This window comes from Streptomyces sp. NBC_01351 (genome assembly GCF_036237315.1).
GTDB lineage: Bacteria > Actinomycetota > Actinomycetes > Streptomycetales > Streptomycetaceae > Streptomyces.
This window is the reverse complement of sequence record NZ_CP108356.1, coordinates 76,574-92,570: the sequence shown is the minus strand read 5'-3', so window position 1 is coordinate 92,570 and position 15,997 is coordinate 76,574. Positions and strand designations below refer to the sequence as shown.

13 protein-coding genes are annotated in these 15,997 nt (G+C 69.0%); 4 read left to right on the top strand and 9 right to left on the bottom strand.

The window, feature by feature from the left end:
* Positions 1 to 54 precede the first annotated feature (54 nt).
* The 4 genes from OG625_RS00495 to OG625_RS00480 all read right to left on the bottom strand — a co-directional run bounded on the left by OG625_RS00495 (position 55) and on the right by OG625_RS00480 (position 4,014).
* Complete coding sequence (locus OG625_RS00495) at positions 55 to 459, bottom strand: hypothetical protein (RefSeq protein ID WP_329375816.1); 405 nt, start codon at positions 457 to 459, stop codon at positions 55 to 57.
* A gap of 677 nt (positions 460 to 1,136) precedes the next feature.
* On the bottom strand, positions 1,137 to 2,033 hold the full coding sequence (locus OG625_RS00490) for a hypothetical protein (protein WP_329375814.1): 897 nt from the start codon (positions 2,031 to 2,033) through the stop codon (positions 1,137 to 1,139).
* A gap of 57 nt (positions 2,034 to 2,090) precedes the next feature.
* On the bottom strand, positions 2,091 to 2,729 hold the full coding sequence (locus tag OG625_RS00485; protein ID WP_329375813.1) for a pyridoxamine 5'-phosphate oxidase family protein: 639 nt from the start codon (positions 2,727 to 2,729) through the stop codon (positions 2,091 to 2,093).
* A 37-nt stretch (positions 2,730 to 2,766) separates the two neighbouring features.
* Positions 2,767 to 4,014 (bottom strand): globin domain-containing protein, encoded by a 1,248-nt coding sequence (locus tag OG625_RS00480; protein WP_329375811.1) that lies wholly within the window; start codon positions 4,012 to 4,014, stop codon positions 2,767 to 2,769.
* A 689-nt stretch (positions 4,015 to 4,703) separates the two neighbouring features.
* On the opposite strand from OG625_RS00480, the gene OG625_RS00475 reads away from it, so the two are divergent.
* Complete coding sequence (locus tag OG625_RS00475) at positions 4,704 to 6,260, top strand: hypothetical protein (RefSeq protein ID WP_329375809.1); 1,557 nt, start codon at positions 4,704 to 4,706, stop codon at positions 6,258 to 6,260.
* A 49-nt stretch (positions 6,261 to 6,309) separates the two neighbouring features.
* Here OG625_RS00475 and OG625_RS00470 read toward each other — a convergent pair whose 3' ends face one another.
* Entirely contained in the window at positions 6,310 to 6,858 is a 549-nt protein-coding gene (locus OG625_RS00470; RefSeq protein WP_329375807.1) for a GNAT family N-acetyltransferase, read from the bottom strand.
* Positions 6,859 to 7,320: 462 nt separating this feature from the next.
* Positions 7,321 to 8,199: a diacylglycerol kinase family protein gene (locus OG625_RS00465; RefSeq protein ID WP_329375805.1), complete on the bottom strand. Its 879-nt coding sequence runs from the start codon at positions 8,197 to 8,199 to the stop codon at positions 7,321 to 7,323.
* 181 nt (positions 8,200 to 8,380) lie between these two features.
* Between OG625_RS00465 and OG625_RS00460 the strand changes: the two genes are divergently transcribed.
* The gene (locus tag OG625_RS00460; protein ID WP_329375804.1) at positions 8,381 to 8,656 is read left to right on the top strand and encodes an isoamylase early set domain-containing protein; all 276 of its coding nucleotides are present in this window, start codon (positions 8,381 to 8,383) and stop codon (positions 8,654 to 8,656) included.
* 354 nt (positions 8,657 to 9,010) lie between these two features.
* Here OG625_RS00460 and ppk2 read toward each other — a convergent pair whose 3' ends face one another.
* The 3 genes from ppk2 to OG625_RS00445 form a co-directional block, all read right to left on the bottom strand.
* A complete protein-coding gene (gene ppk2 / locus OG625_RS00455) occupies positions 9,011 to 10,060 on the bottom strand; it encodes a polyphosphate kinase 2 (protein ID WP_329375802.1) in 1,050 nt (349 codons plus the stop codon).
* Positions 10,061 to 10,410: 350 nt separating this feature from the next.
* Positions 10,411 to 11,573, bottom strand: a protein-coding gene (locus OG625_RS00450; protein WP_329375800.1) for an IS3 family transposase whose coding sequence is annotated in 2 segments (ribosomal slippage) — positions 10,411 to 11,286 and positions 11,289 to 11,573 — 1,161 coding nt in all. Because the reading frame shifts where the segments join, the coding sequence is not laid out codon by codon here.
* Positions 11,574 to 11,864: 291 nt separating this feature from the next.
* The gene (locus OG625_RS00445) at positions 11,865 to 13,277 is read right to left on the bottom strand and encodes an aminopeptidase P family protein (protein ID WP_329375798.1); all 1,413 of its coding nucleotides are present in this window, start codon (positions 13,275 to 13,277) and stop codon (positions 11,865 to 11,867) included.
* Between the two features lie 150 nt (positions 13,278 to 13,427).
* Here OG625_RS00445 and OG625_RS00440 point away from each other — a divergent pair, with 150 nt between their 5' ends.
* Together OG625_RS00440 and OG625_RS00435 are read left to right on the top strand one after the other, a co-directional pair.
* The gene (locus tag OG625_RS00440; protein WP_329375797.1) at positions 13,428 to 14,411 is read left to right on the top strand and encodes a helix-turn-helix transcriptional regulator; all 984 of its coding nucleotides are present in this window, start codon (positions 13,428 to 13,430) and stop codon (positions 14,409 to 14,411) included.
* A 768-nt stretch (positions 14,412 to 15,179) separates the two neighbouring features.
* Entirely contained in the window at positions 15,180 to 15,992 is an 813-nt protein-coding gene (locus OG625_RS00435; RefSeq protein WP_329375795.1) for a class II aldolase/adducin family protein, read from the top strand.
* Positions 15,993 to 15,997: the final 5 nt, after the last annotated feature.

The following is a 15,997-nucleotide window of genomic DNA, read 5'->3' as shown; positions in this document are numbered from 1 at the left end:
CCGCCGGGGGCTCGAAGACTCAGCGCGGCAGGAATGCACTCGCGGCACTGGCGATCAGCGGGGTGAGCACCAGAAGGCCGGACCGCAGGTCGGCGATGCCCCCCTGTCCGCGCCGATCAGCTCCTCCAGCTTCTGGCGGCTTTCGACCCGCTCGAGCAAAGCCGCTGCGTCGGTCGCCTGAGCGACGTCGAACGCCTCGGCGCACCGCGCCTGCCCGCGCCGTGACAGCGCACCCGCCGCGACGCCGTAGATGCTGCCGATCAGCAGCGAACCGGCCGCGCCCGCGATCACGACGCTCCCGGGGGTCTCCGCCATGGCCGCGGGGATCCGTCCGGATGCAACCAGCCCCTTCTGTACCTGGCCAGCTTGACCGAGAGTCAGTGTGGAGAGCGCGACCAGGCTGCCAACGCCGGCCAGGAGCGCCAGCAGTGAGCGTCGCCGCTCGATCAGCCAGACCACCTGCTCACCCTGGCTCCGGTTATCGGGCCAGGCGGCGGACCGCGCGGCGCGGTGTATCGCGAAGACCGTGGCCGCTGCGGGCACAGAACCGATGACGCACGCGGCGACTGTGGCCGTGCCTCGTCAGCCGTAATCGTGCCCGACCAGACTCGGCACGCGTCCGACCACCAGGGCGCCGACGACGAGTACGGTGACCGGAACGGCGATGGTCGACAAGGGCGACCGTTCACCCTGCGGCAGCTCTTGCCAGCGGCCCAGGCAGAACGAGGCGACGGCACCCGCCGCGCCGGTGAGAGCGATCCACGGCGCAGCCCAGACCGGCTATTGGGGAGCGTCCCGGTAGGAAGACGTGGAGACAATAACCACTCCTACCGCGACCCCCAAAGAGGGCGGCAGCAGGCCGCTGGCCACCCGCCGTGCCGCTTCGGACGAAACACCCAGCACTGTGTGCCTCCCCCCAGTGGGACCATGAAGCCAGCATGCCCGCACACGCATACCGCTCGGGCAGGAAGCCCCCGATCCGTGAGCCACCAGCGAAGGATCAGCAAAACGAGACGCGGTGAGCTACTCAAACTTCGATGGCACGCGCTCAAGGTTCGATGGCACAGGACACTGTCCTGTGCCATCGAAGCTGGCATGCCACCGAATCCTGAGCACACCCACTTCCTGGCGCCGCGCTACACGTGCCGGACGACCTGATAGATCGTCTGGGAAACGGGCGCCGGGTGCGGGACATTGTTCCAGCCGATCTCCTCGGCGCGCTTCTCGATCGCCTTGTGTGCGGCGTGAGCTGCGGCTTCGTCCTCGAAGAAGGCGACAGACAGTCCATTGCCGGTGGCAGGATCGATGAGGTGATAGGCGCCATGGACGCCGGAGGTGCCAGCGGCGGCATCCAGTACCCAGCCCCGGTCGTCAGTCGGCATCGGTTCCCACACGGCCACCCTCGCGATCATCGCTGCCTCCTTCTCGTTGGTCTGAGCCTCCAGAATGAGGCAACCTTCGGTGGCAATGCTCAACCCTCGCTGGCACAGGACAACTCGGTTCACACTGCGCCGTCCGGCGTCGTCCAGGCCGTGGCTCCTCGTGCGGGTCAGGCTGGCCGCAGGGGGCCGGTGCGAGCGAGGGAGAGCCGCTGTGGTGCTCGGGCCCCCGGTGGAGCCGATGCTGGCGCAGGCCGCCGAAGCGGTGCTGCCGCCGGGTGTGGTGCGGGATCCGGCGTACGAGCAGAAATTGTGGACAGGGTTTCCAGCTGTTCGTCCACAGACGGCACCCCACGCATGTCTGGTGTCAGGCGGACAGCGCTGGGAGACAGGTCGCCGGCCGCAGGGCCTCGGGCCGTATGGCGATGCCCTGCCGTCGACCAGGAAGACGAGCGTGGTGGATGTAGGTCCCCGGCATTCGCTGCCTTGGCCACGGACACCGATTCCTTCGACCAGCAGCACCTGCATGTCCTGCACCGAACCGGTGAGGCCTTCGGGAAGGGCGGCGGTGATCGTGCCCCCGGACTTCTCGCCAGCACCCAGCGCCTCCCATCGGGGCTCGCCGAGGATGTCCTGGAGCATCAGGGTGCTCACGAAGACCGGGGCTCCGCGCCGGACTCGGCGTTCGGTACCCGTGCCAGGAGGCTGTGCTCACCCGGGCGGTCCTACGCCGCCTTGCGCGAGGAGGTCCGTGCCATTCCGCGGCCCGGTGAAATAGTCCGGATCCCTGGGGCGCGCGGCGTCGTGGCCGGCGGGTCGGGGAGCGGGCTCCATGTGGGGTATGTACTTGGAGCAGTGGATGTAGGCCTCTTCGACGCTCAGGTGGACCCACATCTCGGGACTGCGTCCGGGTGCGATCCCGGTGGGGAGGCTGGGGTGGAGGGAGCGCAGGCCGGCGTCTGTGTGGAGCCGGGCGGCGCCGTTGACGTGGAGGCCTGTGTGATGGTGGGTGAAGTCCACGAAGAGCATGCCCAGGTGGGGGTTCTCGGTCATGTTGCCGGTGCTGGCGAACACGCCGTTGCCGCGGAACTCGGGGTAGGCGAGCGTGCGGTCGTCGATGATGTGGACGAATCCGGGCGGCCCGGCGCGGAAGCTGGCGTCGGATTCACCGTGGGTGTCGGCCGTGGCGAGGAAGACCATGGTCTGGCGGCCGATGAAGTCCCGCATCTCGTGTGTGAGGTACGGGTGTACCTGTTTCCCGTAGAAGCGGGCGGCGCGGGCGAACGTGCCCAGCTGTTGCTGCAGCCGGTGCTCGCCTGCTGATCCGAAGGCTGGCGGGGGCAAGGTCACGGGGGTGTTCTCCTGGCGGTTCGGGCAGGCTCTTGGCTCAGGGAAGGGACAGGACGGGTGTTTCGAACGGGTCGTGATGGATGCGGTCGGGCGCGGTGCCGGCCATCGTGAGCGCCTCCTTGGCCGAGACGACCATCTGGGCCGGGCCGCTGAGATAGGCGTCGTGCTGGTACCACGGCCCGAACTCGGCCAGAACCTCCGGCAAGGCTCCCCGGAGCCCGGGAATGTACTCGTGGGAGACTGCGCCCCTGATGGTCAGCCAGTGGTGTCGCTGGGCCATGCGGAGCATGTCGTCGACGCCGTACAGCTCGTCCCCGGTCCGGGCCCCGAGGAACAGGTCGACCTGCTGGTGCTCGCCGTGCCGCGCCACCTCTTCGACGAGCGCGCGGATCGGGGCGAGGCCGGTGCCGCCGGCGACGAGGAGGAGATCGCTGTAGACGGCCGTGTCCAGGACCATGTCCCCCATCGGGGGCCCCAACCGGATCACGTCGCCGACGACCGCCCGGTGGACCAGCGCGCCGCTGACCGCGCCGCCGGCCACCGCGCGGACGTGGAGGGTGAGGGTGCCGTCCTCGCGGGGCGCGTTGGCGGGGGAGTAGTAGCGCCATAGCTTCGGCAACCAGGGAGTTTCGACGCTTACGTACTGTCCGGCGGCGTACTCGTAGGCCGTGTGGGGTCGTACGGTGATCTCGGCGATGCGGTGTCCGCGCGAGACGCGGTGCACGATGGTGGCGGGCCACATGGCGGGCCGTTCAGCCGCGTCCTGCTCGGCGGCACTGATCATTACTTGGGCGACCACACCGTACGCCTTGGTCCAGACGGCGGAGATGTCCGCGGTCCACGCGGGGCCGACGTAGCGGGCCAGAGAGGCGAGGAGGCACTCGCCCACGGCCGGGAAGTGCGCGCTGAGCGTGCCGAATTTGCGGTGATCACGTCCGAGGTGTCCGCAGAAGCGGACCAGACTGCCGGGGTCGTCGACCAGGTCCACGATGCGCAGGAGCGCGCGCAGCAGGCGGCCGCGCTGGGCGTCCATTCCCGGCGGGAACATCGGACGGACCTCGGGGTAGCGGGCGAAGAGGATCGCGTAGAAGTAGACCGTCATATCAGCGGCAAGCGGCTCGACCACCGAGACCGAAGCACGCAGGAGGTCGATCTCGTGGGCCGACAGGGGTCCCTCGCCGACCTCGGGCTCCGCGGTGTGTACGGCTGGACTCGGGGCGGGTGCCGAGTCTTCCGGGGACGGGTAGGTGGAGGCGTAGTTTGAGCGAATGAGCCGGAATCTCAAGGGAGTGTTCCCCCGTCCGCTATTCGAGATGGCTTGTTGCGGGCGGTTCGCCTCAGGAGTACGGCGATCGGTGCGTCGGCATGGGCGACCATGAGTCCTCGTCGGGCGGCAGGGCACTGAAGCGGATCAAGAGGTTCCGGACGCTATATGACCGTATGGGTGACTCGGAAGTAGCAAAGGGAACCAGCCCGGAACGGGCGTGACGCCTCATGCGGGACATCTGGTGCACGGTTGTCCCGGCGGCGGGTGGCGTGTGGCCCGTGGCACAGACCTGGACCCGAACCGAGGGCGATGGTGCGTGTTGCTCATCCGGCCGCTGTAGGCGTAGTCGCAGCTGCCCTCGGGCCAGCTCAAGCCGTCCCAACCGCACCCGCTCCCGCCGCTGGAAAAGTGGGGCCGAAACAAGGCGTCAAAGCCAGGAGTCGACGCTCTCCGGGATCGCAGGTCTTAGCGGGCGACGCGGCGTTGGTCGGCCGGGTTCCCTCCAAGCGGGAGCGGTGGGTGGAAGCGTGGCACGGCCGGACAGCTACTAGTTGATTACCCACCGTAGTGTCTCGTTGCGGAGAGTGGCGATTCGATCAAAGATGGCATAGGGCAAAAGTGCGGCGCAGGCGGTGTGGTCACGGCTGCTCGCCGTGAGCAGTGTGGGGAAGCTCCCCTCGGCTGCCTGAACTCTGGTGGAGGAATCGATGCGCTTCGTAAGCCGGGCTGAGCAGGACGAGCTGACGGAACGGCACGGGCACTGGCGCAGATCGCCGAGTCAAGCCCTCGACGACCGCTTCTTCGACGGTGAGCTCCTCCCCAGAGAGATCGTCCCCCGCCACTGGCTGCCCGAAGGCAATGTCCACAGAGGGCGACGGATCGCCCGCTCGACGGACAGTACGCGCTACTTCAAGGGACCCCAGGTGCTCGTCCTGCGCGACGACATGAGACGCCTCACCTGGGCCGCGACGGTGGAGAGGCAGCGGTTGCTCCTCAGCGAGTACCTGCAGCCCGCCGCCGCGGAAGTCCAGAGGGGGCGCCGCACCATCGCCGAGGGGCCGATTTGGCGATACCACATCAGTCTGAACAAGCACACGGGCCAAGTCGGCGCGACGTGGGTGTCCCGGCCAGAGGGAAAGGGCGAACTTTGGCACGAAGGGCGCCGAGTCGAGACGCAGGCGCAGAACGCCGACTTCCCGTTCTTTGCCTACAGTCAGGTGCCGATCGGCCTCGTCCAGTCCGAAGAACCGTCGTTCGGCGTCCTCGGCTACAAGTGTCGCGACACAGGGCGGATCTTCCTCCGGCGGGTCGAGGGCTCCGAGCCGGGGCCGGAGCAGGTCGTCGTGGATGAGCCGACGGTTGGGGGTGCGTCCTTCGCGATCATGAACGAGGAGGTCGTCTGCAGAGTGGACCTTCTCAGAGAGGGCCGGCTTGTTCCCGCCCTTCTCACCTCCCGCGACGGAGGGCACACCTTCAGCAGGCCCGAGCCCATCGATCTCACCCCCGCACTGGAGCAGGGCTTCACCCCTCGCCCCGGCTACCAGAAGCCGATCGTGGACAAGGGCGGTTCGTTCCACGTACCGATCGGGCTGGACAGCGACAGCGAGGTCCTGGCACTCAACTACGTCACTGCAGCCGACATGCTGGTCGAGGCCGTGCGCTTCCCGGACGGCGGGATGGGCAAGGGTGACTTGGAGGTCTTCCCCAGCACTTTGGGTAGCGGCAACACCTTCGGCAATGGTGTCAGCGACGGACACGGGCTCATCATGGTGGTCAGCACCAAGAAGGGGCAGCTGTTCACGAGCAACTCGTCGGCGGGCGGCGGCCATTTCCCGGAGGCGCAACTCCTCAACCACGAGATGCCCCTCGTCGCCGACTATTCGGCGTCGGAGTGCTACAGCAGCGGACTGACGCCCAACGTCGTGAGCATGGACTACCTCTTCGTCGAGTGCAACAACGTCGGGCGGCCCCTCTCCGGTGAAGTCTTCATTGAGACGTGGGACATGCCTCTGCCACTGCCGAAGGCCAGGGCGATGGCCGCCGGCAAGAGCGTCTCGATCGAGATCCTCAACGACGCCGATCTCGAGCCCGGCAAGGTGACCTTCAGTTTCGACGACCCAGCCGTCAACGTAACCGCCGTCGACGTCACCGACCTGAGGCACGCGACGGTCCATACGGATCGCGAGGACCTGCGCGGCAAGACACTGGCCTTCGATGTCCTCACCCTCTTCCACCGTCACTACGGCGAAGCGTTGGTCGAGTGACACCGCACATGATCGGCCGGACAGGTCCTCGTTGCATCGACGGAAGTCCCTAGACCTCGGGAAGGGAAGGGTCGGGCGTCCAGGGGGATGGCGCGGCGATGGACCAACGTTCGTGGTCGCGCCAGGCCCCGTCGATATAGAGATAGGCGGGCGAAAGGCCTTCGTAACGAAAGCCCAGCCGCTGGACCAAGGCCAACGACGCCTTGTTTGCCGGCTGAATGTTCGCCTCCAGCCGGTGGAGACGCAGGTCGTCGAAGGCGTGCTGCAGGGCGACGGTGAGCCCTTCGGCCATGTAACCCTGCCCCGCTGACGGGGCGAAAGCCGCATAGCCGAGGGACGCGCCCTGGTAACGGCCCCGGATGATCGAGTTGATGTTGACCATGCCAGCAGCTGCACCGGTCTTATGAACGCGGATCACAAAACCCAGGTTGGTGCCGTCGCTGAAGCGGCGCATCCACCCCTGGAACTCCTCCGCGGTCGCGGGCAGCTGCATCCAGGGCATGTGGAGCTTGGTACTGGCCCTCACGAGCGAGCAGAACTCATCCTGGTCGGCGAGGGTGAGCGGGCACAGTTCGATCCGTGACGGCAGATTGGACATGGGCCAATGTTAGGGCCCTCTTCTGAACAGAAGATCACATGAGTGATCCATGCTCTCGACCGAGACCTGATCGAGGGATGAGCGACCGTTCCCCTGCGTCGGCTCCGTCGTAGAGCTGGAGAGCAGGCCGAGGCATCCGCACCCTTGGGCTGGCTCCGGGTGACGGAGAACCCGCAGCGCCGGCGAAGGAGGCGCGGGTCCTCCGTGCGGGTGTTTCCCAGGCCGTCAGTGGGCGCAGGGCGGCAAGCCGCGGGGCTTCGCGGGGTGGGCGCCAAGAAGGCTGGAGGGCGGACGCTCTGGCTGGTCGGCGGATTTGCGTCGGTCGTCGGCGGGGCTATGGGCACCCAAGGTGTGCGTGCCGACCCTCTGCGATTACCGGACTCTCATGAGGGCTTTGGCGTCGGCGGTCGGCCGCAGGATGAGGAAGGGCGGAGTGGACTGTATGTCCGTGCTCATTTCTGGTCAGCTGCCAGGGCATGGCGGGGTTTCGGCAAGGCCTCGTCGGACGCGTACCGGCAGGGTCGGAGGGGTGGTCGCGGCCTGCTTGGCGCTCGTACGGAGGTAGGCGGCCCAGCCCAGGTGCTCCTTGAGCCGCGCCGAGGCATCCCGCACCATGGCCGCGTCGAACCCGGCGCCCGACATGACCGTGAACCGGGCCGGCGCCAGGCCGTCGCCCCGTACCCGGCCCACGTCGAGCGCGATGGGCTGCCCGGACAGGGCCTCCCGGAGGGCGGCGGCGGGATCGGAGGGCAGCCTCAGATTGCGGGCGAGCAGGTTCCCGGTGCCGCAGGGGACGATGGCCAGGGCGATCCCCGTACCGGCCACCACGTCGGCGCAGGCACGTACGGTGCCGTCCCCTCCGCAGACCACGACCAGCTCGGTCTCAGCCCCGGCCACGTGCGCGGGCAGGGCGCCGCACGGGTCTTCGACGGAGGTCAGCGTCCACACCTGGTCCTCGTATCCGTGGCGGCGCAGCACGGCCCGCACCCGGGCTGCCGACCCCTCACCGCATGCGTGCGGATGGCGGACCACCACGGCCCGGGCCCGACGCGCCCCCAGCCCGGCGGTGCCGCCGTCCTCGCAGGTCCGGGCCGCGGGGAGGCCACCTCCAGGGGCTGCCGGGGCCGAGGCGGCGGAAGCCCTCGTCTCCCCGGGGCGCGAGAGCAGCACCGCGTACGCCACGACGAGCAGAGTGCAGGCGCCGTTCAGCACCCCCGCCACCACGTCGGAGGGGTGGTGCGTGCCCCGGTACAGCCGGGAGACCGCCACGGCCAGGGGGATCAGCAGGAGCGTGCCCAACACGAGACGCCGCCGGGACGCTCTGGCATCGAGGACCGTCACGGCCCGGCTCCAAGGGAGGCCGAGGGCACGCCGCCGCCGACGTCAGGGCGTGCCGTGCTCGTCGGTGGTGGCACCGGGCGGGTGAAGCCGGAGCCGCGCGCGGCCGTGTGCGGGTGCCTGCCCGCGATGGGAGCCGCAGGATGAGCCGAAACAGCCACCCCGTCTGCAGGAGCTCTCCGCCATGCTCGAACGCAAGCTGCTCAAGGACCGTGCTCAGGTCACCTTCGTCCTGCCCGCCGACATTCCGCCCGGTCCGGTCAGCGTCGTCGGTGACTTCAACAAGTGGAAGCCCGGCGCCCACACCCTTGAGCCCCGCGGTGACGGCATGCGCGCGGTCACAGTCGGCCTGCCGGCGAAGCGCGTGCACTCCTTCCGTTACCTGGCGGCGGGCGACTACTGGTTCGACGAGGACCACGCCGACGGCCACGACGGCACCAACAGCCTCCTGCACACCTGATCCGACATCCCGGGCGCGGATCCAACCGAGCGGTCGACCCCTGCCCAGTTTTCACCGGCCGGGAGACTGGCTCCGGCCGATTGTCGACAGGGAGACCCGCCTGATGACGACAGCTCGCGTGCTGACGTCCGTCATCCTCAGCGGAGTGGTCTGGCTCTGTTCGGCCGGTCGCTCTGGTGCTGCCTGCGACATCGGCGATGACGCCTCCGCCGGCTTCCCCACCGAGGTTCAGGACGCCGCGATGCATCCAAGGGCTCAGGCGGCCGTCTGGCGTAATGGAGGCAGGCTCTTGCATGTGACACGCCACTGCGTGTCGCCACTATCAATGGTCGGTCCTGGGCCGAGTCGGTCGGCTCAGCCGTTGGAGCGGTGAGGCGGCAGGCCGGAGCCAGAGGATCGTGGGCCCGAGGGGGGAGGCTGCGGGTGGGGGTGAAGGCCGGGGCCGAGGGGCGGGCCGGTCAGCGGGTTGGGTGATGCCAGGGGGGTGGGTGAGAGATCGGTGGGTTCCTCTCCGGCCTCCAGGAGTGTGTCGGCGGCGCCGACGATGAGGGGATCGGGGCGGCCGACCGCTGCCCCGTCCTTGCGGTCGTAGTCGACGCGCCACAGCAGGCTGCGGATCGCTTCCAGCCGGCCTCGCCGTTTGTCGTTGCTCTTGACCACCGTCCACGGCGCGTGGTCGGTGTCGGTCGCTCGGAACATCGCGATCTTCGCTTCGGTGTAGGCGTCCCACCGGTCCAGTGAGACCAGGTCCGTGGGGGACAGCTTCCACTGCCGCACCGGGTCCACCTGGCGGATCGCGAAGCGGGTGCGCTGCTCGGCGCGGGAGACGGAGAACCAGAACTTGACCAGCAGGATCCCGTCCTCCACGAGCATCGCCTCGAAGGCCGGACACTGTCGCAGGAACAGCTCGTACTGCTCCGGGGTGCAAAAGCCCAGGACTTTCTCAACGCCGGCGCGGTTGTACCAGGAGCGGTCGAAGAAGACGATTTCACCGGCTGCCGGTAGATGGGCGACGTACCGCTGGAAGTACCACTGCCCTGCCTCCCGCTCGGTCGGCTTGTCCAGGGCGACGATCCGCGCCCCGCGGGGGTTGAGGCGCTCGGTGAACCGCTGGATCGTGCCGCCCTTGCCCGCTGCGTCCCTGCCCTCGCAGATCACCACCAGCCGGGCTCCGGTGTCCTTGACCCAGCGCTGTAGCTTGAGCAGCTCGATCTGCAGGATCCGTTTGGTCCGCTCGTACTCGACCCGACGGATCTTGCGGTCGTAGGGGTAGTTCTCCTGCCAGGTACGGATCGGTGCTCCGGTGGAGTCCAGCAGCACGGGCTGTTCCGGCCGGCGGTCATCCACACTCAGCCCCGTCAGCAGGTCCTCGGCCTGTGGCCGCTGGAACTCCTGGTCGTTCACGCCCCACGCCTACCCCCGCGGTACACCCATATGCTGCGACCGAGCGGGGCGAGCAGCCGTTTCGCAGCGACTGCTGTGCCGAAAGCCGCCGAGCGATCGATGGATCGGAGGAGCAGGCGCCCCCCAGGTTCCCTCACCCGCCTGCTGCGCCCGCCATCGTGGCGGCTGCCCGAGCCGCAGCCTGCCGACGTACTCCGGCTGGCTGGGGCGCGCTGGCCCAGGTCTGGTTCTCTTGTCTCGGGTCTCTCGAGCGGAGGGGTGGGGGGCCGACTCGCGCAAGGGGGATGACGGGCTGGCCCCCTCGGGAGGGCCGGGTGAAGGTCTGATGCAGGTTCGGGTGACAGGTTCGGTCACGCGGCCTGAAGGGCCGGTGTCGTCATGACGGTCTCGAATTCGATGGGGGTCAGCCTGCCGAGCGAGGCTTGCCTGCGGCGGCGGTGGTAGGTCCTCTCGATCCAGGTGACGATCGCGATCCGCAGTTCCTGGCGGGTGGCCCACGTCGGGCGGTCTAGGACGTTCTTCTGCAGCAGGCTGAAGAAGGACTCCATGGCCGCGTTGTCGCCAGCCGCCCCGACTCTTCCTATCGATCCGGCCATCCGGTGCCGGTCGAGCGCCCGGACGAATTTCCGGGACTGGAATTGCGATCCGCGATCGCTGCGCAGAATGCATCCGGCGACGTGCTCGCGCCGGGCCACGGCGTTGTCCAGGGCGGTGACGGCCAGGCGGGACTTCATGCGCGTGTCGATGGAGTAGCCCACGATCCGCTTGCTGAAGACGTCCTTGATCGCGCAGAGATACAGCTTCCCCTCACCGGTGGTGTGTTCGGTGATGTCGGTGAGCCACAGCCGGTTCGGGCCGGTCGCGGTGAAGTCGCGGCGAACGAGATCGTCGTGCACCGGTGGGCCGGCTTTCTTGTTCCTGCCACGCTTCTTGCCGAATACGCTCCACCAGCGGTTGTCCCGGCAGATCCGCCACGCGGTCCGGTCGGCCATGCCGGATCCCGCGCTGCGGGCCTCGTCTGCCAGGAAGCGGTAGCCGAACTCCGGGTCCTCACGGTGGGCGTCGAACAGCGCGTTCGCGCGAGCGGCCCGCTCGACCTCGGCATCGGTCACCGGCCGCTCCAGCCACCGGTAGTAGGGCTGTCTGGCGAGCTTGAGGACCCGGCACGTGACCGTGATGGGAATGCCGTCCGTGGCCAGCTCTTTCACGAGCGGGTAGATCCTTTTCCCGGGAGGTTCGCCTGGGACAGGTAGGCCGCGGCCCGGCGCAGGACCTCGTTCTCCTGCTCCAGCAGCTTGATGCGCCGACGCGCTTCGCGCAGCTCCGCGCTCTCCTGGCTGGTTGTGCCGGGCTTGGTCCCGTCGTCGATGTCCGCCCGGCGCATCCACTTCCACAGCGTCATCGCGTGGACTCCGAAGTCGGCGGCCACCTGCTCGACCGTCACGCCCGGGCCGCGGTTCCTCGCGACCCGCACGACGTCCTGGCGGAACTCTTCCGGATAGGGCTTGGGCACAGCGACATCCTTCCCACCCACCCCACAGGGCAAGCCAGATCAGATGTCACCCGATCGTGCGGCAGACCCCCGTCATCATGGGCGGGGTCGGCGTGGCCATCCTGGGGGTCGCGCTCATCGTGCTCGTGCCGAGGACGCCGCGGGCGAATGAACCGTGCCTGCCGACGCGTCATCGCCGATCGCGCCCGCCGTTGGGCAACTCCGCGAGAATCGTGTGGTCGGTGGTGCGTCAGCGGAAGACCCGGCGCCGGGGGATCCCCAAGCAGGCACCGGGACTTCCGGGTTCTCCCGTCAGCCCGCGGCGCGGGCCATCCACGCCTCGACCTCGTCCGACGAGCGCGGCAGACGCGCCGACAGGTTCTCGTGGCCGTCGGCCGTCACCAGCAGGTCGTCCTCGATCCGGACTCCGATGCCGCGCCACTCCTCCGGCACCGTGAGATCGTCCGGCTGGAAGTACAGGCCTGGCTCCACCGTGAGTACCATGCCCGGCTCCAGCACGCCGTCGACGTACTCCTCGGTGCGGGCCTGGGCGCAGTCGTGGACGTCCAGGCCGAGCATGTGGCCGGTGCCGGCCATGGTGAAGCGACGCTGCAGACCGAGTTCGTACGCGCGGTCCGCCGGGCCCTCGATGAAGCCCCACTCGACCAGTTTCTCCGCCAGGTACCGCTGCGCCGCCATGTGGAACTCGCGGTACGCGGCCCCCGGCTTCACAGTGGCCATGCCCGCCTCCTGGGCCTCGTACACCGCGTCGTACACCTTGCGCTGCACGGGCGTGAACATGCCGCTGATCGGCAGGGTGCGGGTGACGTCGGCGGTGTAGAGGGTGTGCGTCTCCACACCGGCGTCGAGCAGGAGCAGGTCGCCGGGGCGTACCGGCCCGTCGTTGTCCGTCCAGTGCATGATCGTGGCGTGGTCGCCCGCCGCGCAGATCGAGCCGTAACCGACGGAGTTGCCCTCCAGCCGTGCGCGGCGGAAGAAGGTGCCCTCGATCCATCGCTCGGAGGACGCGACCGCCCGGGAGAGCTCGCCCACGCAGTCGGTGAAACCGCGCACGGTGGAGTCCACCGCCTTGCGCATCTCGCCGATCTCCCACGCGTCCTTGACGAGGCGCAGCTCGCTCAGGGCCTCCTCGAGTACGGCGTCGCGCTCCGCGTCGGTGGTGACGGCGGCCTCCAGCGCCGGGTCGATGCCGCGGACGATGCGGGTGGGTGCGTCAGGGGCGGCGGCCAGTTCGCTCGCCGCGGTACGGACGTCGCGGCAGGACAGCCCGAGCCGGCGCTCGGACTCGGCGAGGGAGGAACGCCGGCCCATCCACAGTTCGGCGGTGTAGCCGAGCCAGAACTCGTCCGTGTCCCGGCCGTCGCGCGGCAGCTGATAGCAGTACGCGTCGTGGCCGCCGTCCGGGCGGGGTTCGAGGACGAGCGCGCCGTCGCGGGCCTGGTCCCCGGTCATGTGGACGTAGCCGGAGTACGGGCGGAACGGGTAGGTATCGTCGTTCGAGCGAGTCTTGAGGTTGCCGGACGGGATCACCAGCCGCTCGCCGGGGAAGCGCGCGGAGAGCGCGGCGCGACGGCGGGCCGCGTACGGAGCCTGCTCGTCAAGCGGGAGGTCGCACCGTTCGGTGTCGGCCCAGCCCGTCTTCATCAGAGCGGACAGTTCTTCGGAGATACCCAAGTAGAGCCCGTTCTTGCGACCCTTCGCCACGTCGTGCACCTTCTTCCGGATGGGTTCGACTGCCGCCTGAGGCCTCGGCGGCTCCCGGACGGTACTGCGGGACGGCGCCCGGGGGAGGGTCAGTCGTGCCAGTGGCACTGATCGGCCACTCCTGCCTCGCTGGCGTCGATAATGCGGTGCATGGCGAACACGAAACTGGGCGAGGCCCTACGGCTGCTGGGGATCGATCCAGTGGCGGGCCGCGTGTACCTGGCACTCCTGGAACTGGCACCCGCTCCGCTCGGCGCGATCGGAGAGGCGGCCGGACTGGACAGCGCCACGCTCGGCGCGGCCTACGGCGAGCTGGTCGACGCCGGACTGGCCAGCGCCGCCGAGGAGGGCGCGGACGTGGTGGCGCCGGTGCCACCCGCCGCCGGCCTGGAGATCCTCGCCCGGCACCGGGCGGCGGAGCTGGAGGAGTCGCGCATCACCGTGGGCGGCGCGTTTGAGTCGTTCCGCCGCCAGCGGCTCGCGGCGTACAACGACAATCTCGTCGAGGTGGTGACAGGTGACGCCATCGGCCCGAGGATGCGCCATGCGTGGGCCAGCGCCCGCGAGCAGATCCGGCAGCTGGACTCGCCGCCGTACTTCCCGCTGGCCGGAGCCACCGACGACGCACTGGCGACACTCGCCCGCGGCGTGACGCAGCGGGTGGTCTACTCGAGGGCGTCGCTGGAGGTGCCCGGGCAGCTGGAGACGGCCATCGAACCGTGCATCGAGGCCGGCGAGCAGGCCAAGGTGGCGCCGTCTGTGCCGGTCAAGCTGGTGATCATCGACGAGGCGTACGCGCTGGTGTCCCTGTCGATCAGGGAGGCGGACGTGCACAACACGATGCTGGTGGTACAGCCGTGCGGTCTGCTCTCCGCACTGCAAGCCCTCTTCGAGCAGACCTGGCAGGCAGCCCTGCCCCTGCACGGCCGCGCCACCCGCCCGGTCGGCCTCCCGCCGGCCGACCGTCGACTGCTCCGCCTCCTCGCCGGAGGCGCGAGCGACGAGGTCATCGCCCGTGAACTGGGCGTCAGCCGTCGCACGTTCTTCCGCCGGCTCCAGATCCTGATGGCCCGCCTGGGCGCCGAGAACCGCTTCCAGATGGGCCTCCAGGCGCAGCGCTGCGGCTGGCTGTGAGCGGTGGGCGTGGGGACCCGGCGCAATCGCCCTGGAGTGGCAACGCGCCCAGGCACTCACCCTGGCCGGGCAAGCCCCCCGACGACACGGCGCTGCGCATCGACGACCCCGGGCGGCACCAGAGCCCTATCAGCATGGCCAAGGACCGCTGAGCGCCTATTGGCCTTCAGCCGCTGCCCCGACTGCCTGCCCGACACGGCTCCGTCCCCGGCGGCCCCGTCCGGCAGGGCTCCTGGCGCCTCCCGTCCACCCTCCTCTGCGACCGGCGCAGCCGGCTGGCGCCTGGAGGTGCCCCACCTGCCACGCGCTGGTGTTCTCCAACGGTTACCGCTCCGACCGGGGATGGCGGCCCCTACAACACCATGTTCTGACCACCGCCCCCGCCCGTCACGCTGCAACGGTTCCGCTGGCCGGCGCTGCGCGTGCGCGGTCGGACGTGTGGAAGTGAAGCGAGTCGGCGGCAGCTCACGGGTCGATTCCCCGGCTGGCGACGCCGTTTGGACGGGTTGCTCATGGTGCTTTCGGGTCGCTCGACCCACCCTCTCAATAGAAAGTGAATAATATTCAACTTTTTCACGGCGTGCCGGTCGAGGCCCGCCCGTCCATCTCCCTCAACCGCAGCGTGAAGTGCTCCGCCCACTCGGACGCTCCCGGGACCTTGTGCAATGCGTCCACTGGACGCATGATGTGCGTCCAGTGGACGCATATAGGGAAAGGGATGGCGTGGAGGAACGAGCTGCTGAACGCATGGCGGGGAGTGGCGCGGCAATGGGCGGTACGGCAGACGGCCTTCGCGGCAGCGTCTTCATCCCGCGCCAGGAGGACCTGGAGCTGTCACTGCCCCCTGTGTTCGACAACCTGGACCAAGAGCGGGCGCACCGTAAGCAGCGGCTCGCCGGAGCCTGCCGCATTTTCGGCCGGTTCGGATTTTCCGAGGGCGTAGCGGGGCACATAACGGTGCGTGACCCGGAGTATCCGGACATGTTCTGGGTCAATCCGTTCGGCATGTCCTTCCGGCACGTCAGGGTCTCCGACCTGATCCTGGTCGACCACGAGGGTCAGGTCCGCCATGGTCGGCACCCGGTCAATCGCGCGGGGTTCGTGATCCATTCCGCCCTCCACGCGGCCCGTCCCGATGTGGTCGCCGCAGCCCATGCACACGCCGTGCGCGGCAAGGCCTTCTCCAGTCTCGGCCGCCTGCTGGATCCGATCACCCAGGACGCCTGCGCTCTGTACGAGCAGCACACCGTTCACCAGGACGGCGCCGGTGCCGTGGTGGTCGAGGAGGAGGCAGGCCGGCAGCTCGCCGCTGGGCTGGGGCCGCACAAGGCCGTCATCCACCAGAACCACGGCATCTTCACCGTCGGCGAGTCCGTCGACGAGGCGGCCTGGTGGTTCATCTCCATGGAGCGCAGCGCCCAGGCGCAGCTGCTGGCGCAGGCCGCCGGTACACCCCTGCTGATCGATCCCGAGGCCGCCCGGCACGCCCGTGACCAGACCGGCTTTCCGCTCGCAGGCTGGTTCTCCTTCCAGCCCCTGTGGGACGAGATCGTCCGCACCGACCCCGACCTCTTCGAATAGGGCCC

Coding starts and splice junctions, on each gene's coding strand:
- OG625_RS00460 (WP_329375804.1), top strand. CDS start 8,381: ATGCTCGAACGCAAGCTGCTCAAGGACCGTGCTCAGGTCACCTTCGTC.
- OG625_RS00440 (WP_329375797.1), top strand. CDS start 13,428: ATGGCGAACACGAAACTGGGCGAGGCCCTACGGCTGCTGGGGATCGAT.
- OG625_RS00435 (WP_329375795.1), top strand. CDS start 15,180: ATGGGCGGTACGGCAGACGGCCTTCGCGGCAGCGTCTTCATCCCGCGC.
- OG625_RS00475 (WP_329375809.1), top strand. CDS start 4,704: ATGCGCTTCGTAAGCCGGGCTGAGCAGGACGAGCTGACGGAACGGCAC.
- OG625_RS00470 (WP_329375807.1), bottom strand. CDS start 6,858: ATGTCCAATCTGCCGTCACGGATCGAACTGTGCCCGCTCACCCTCGCC.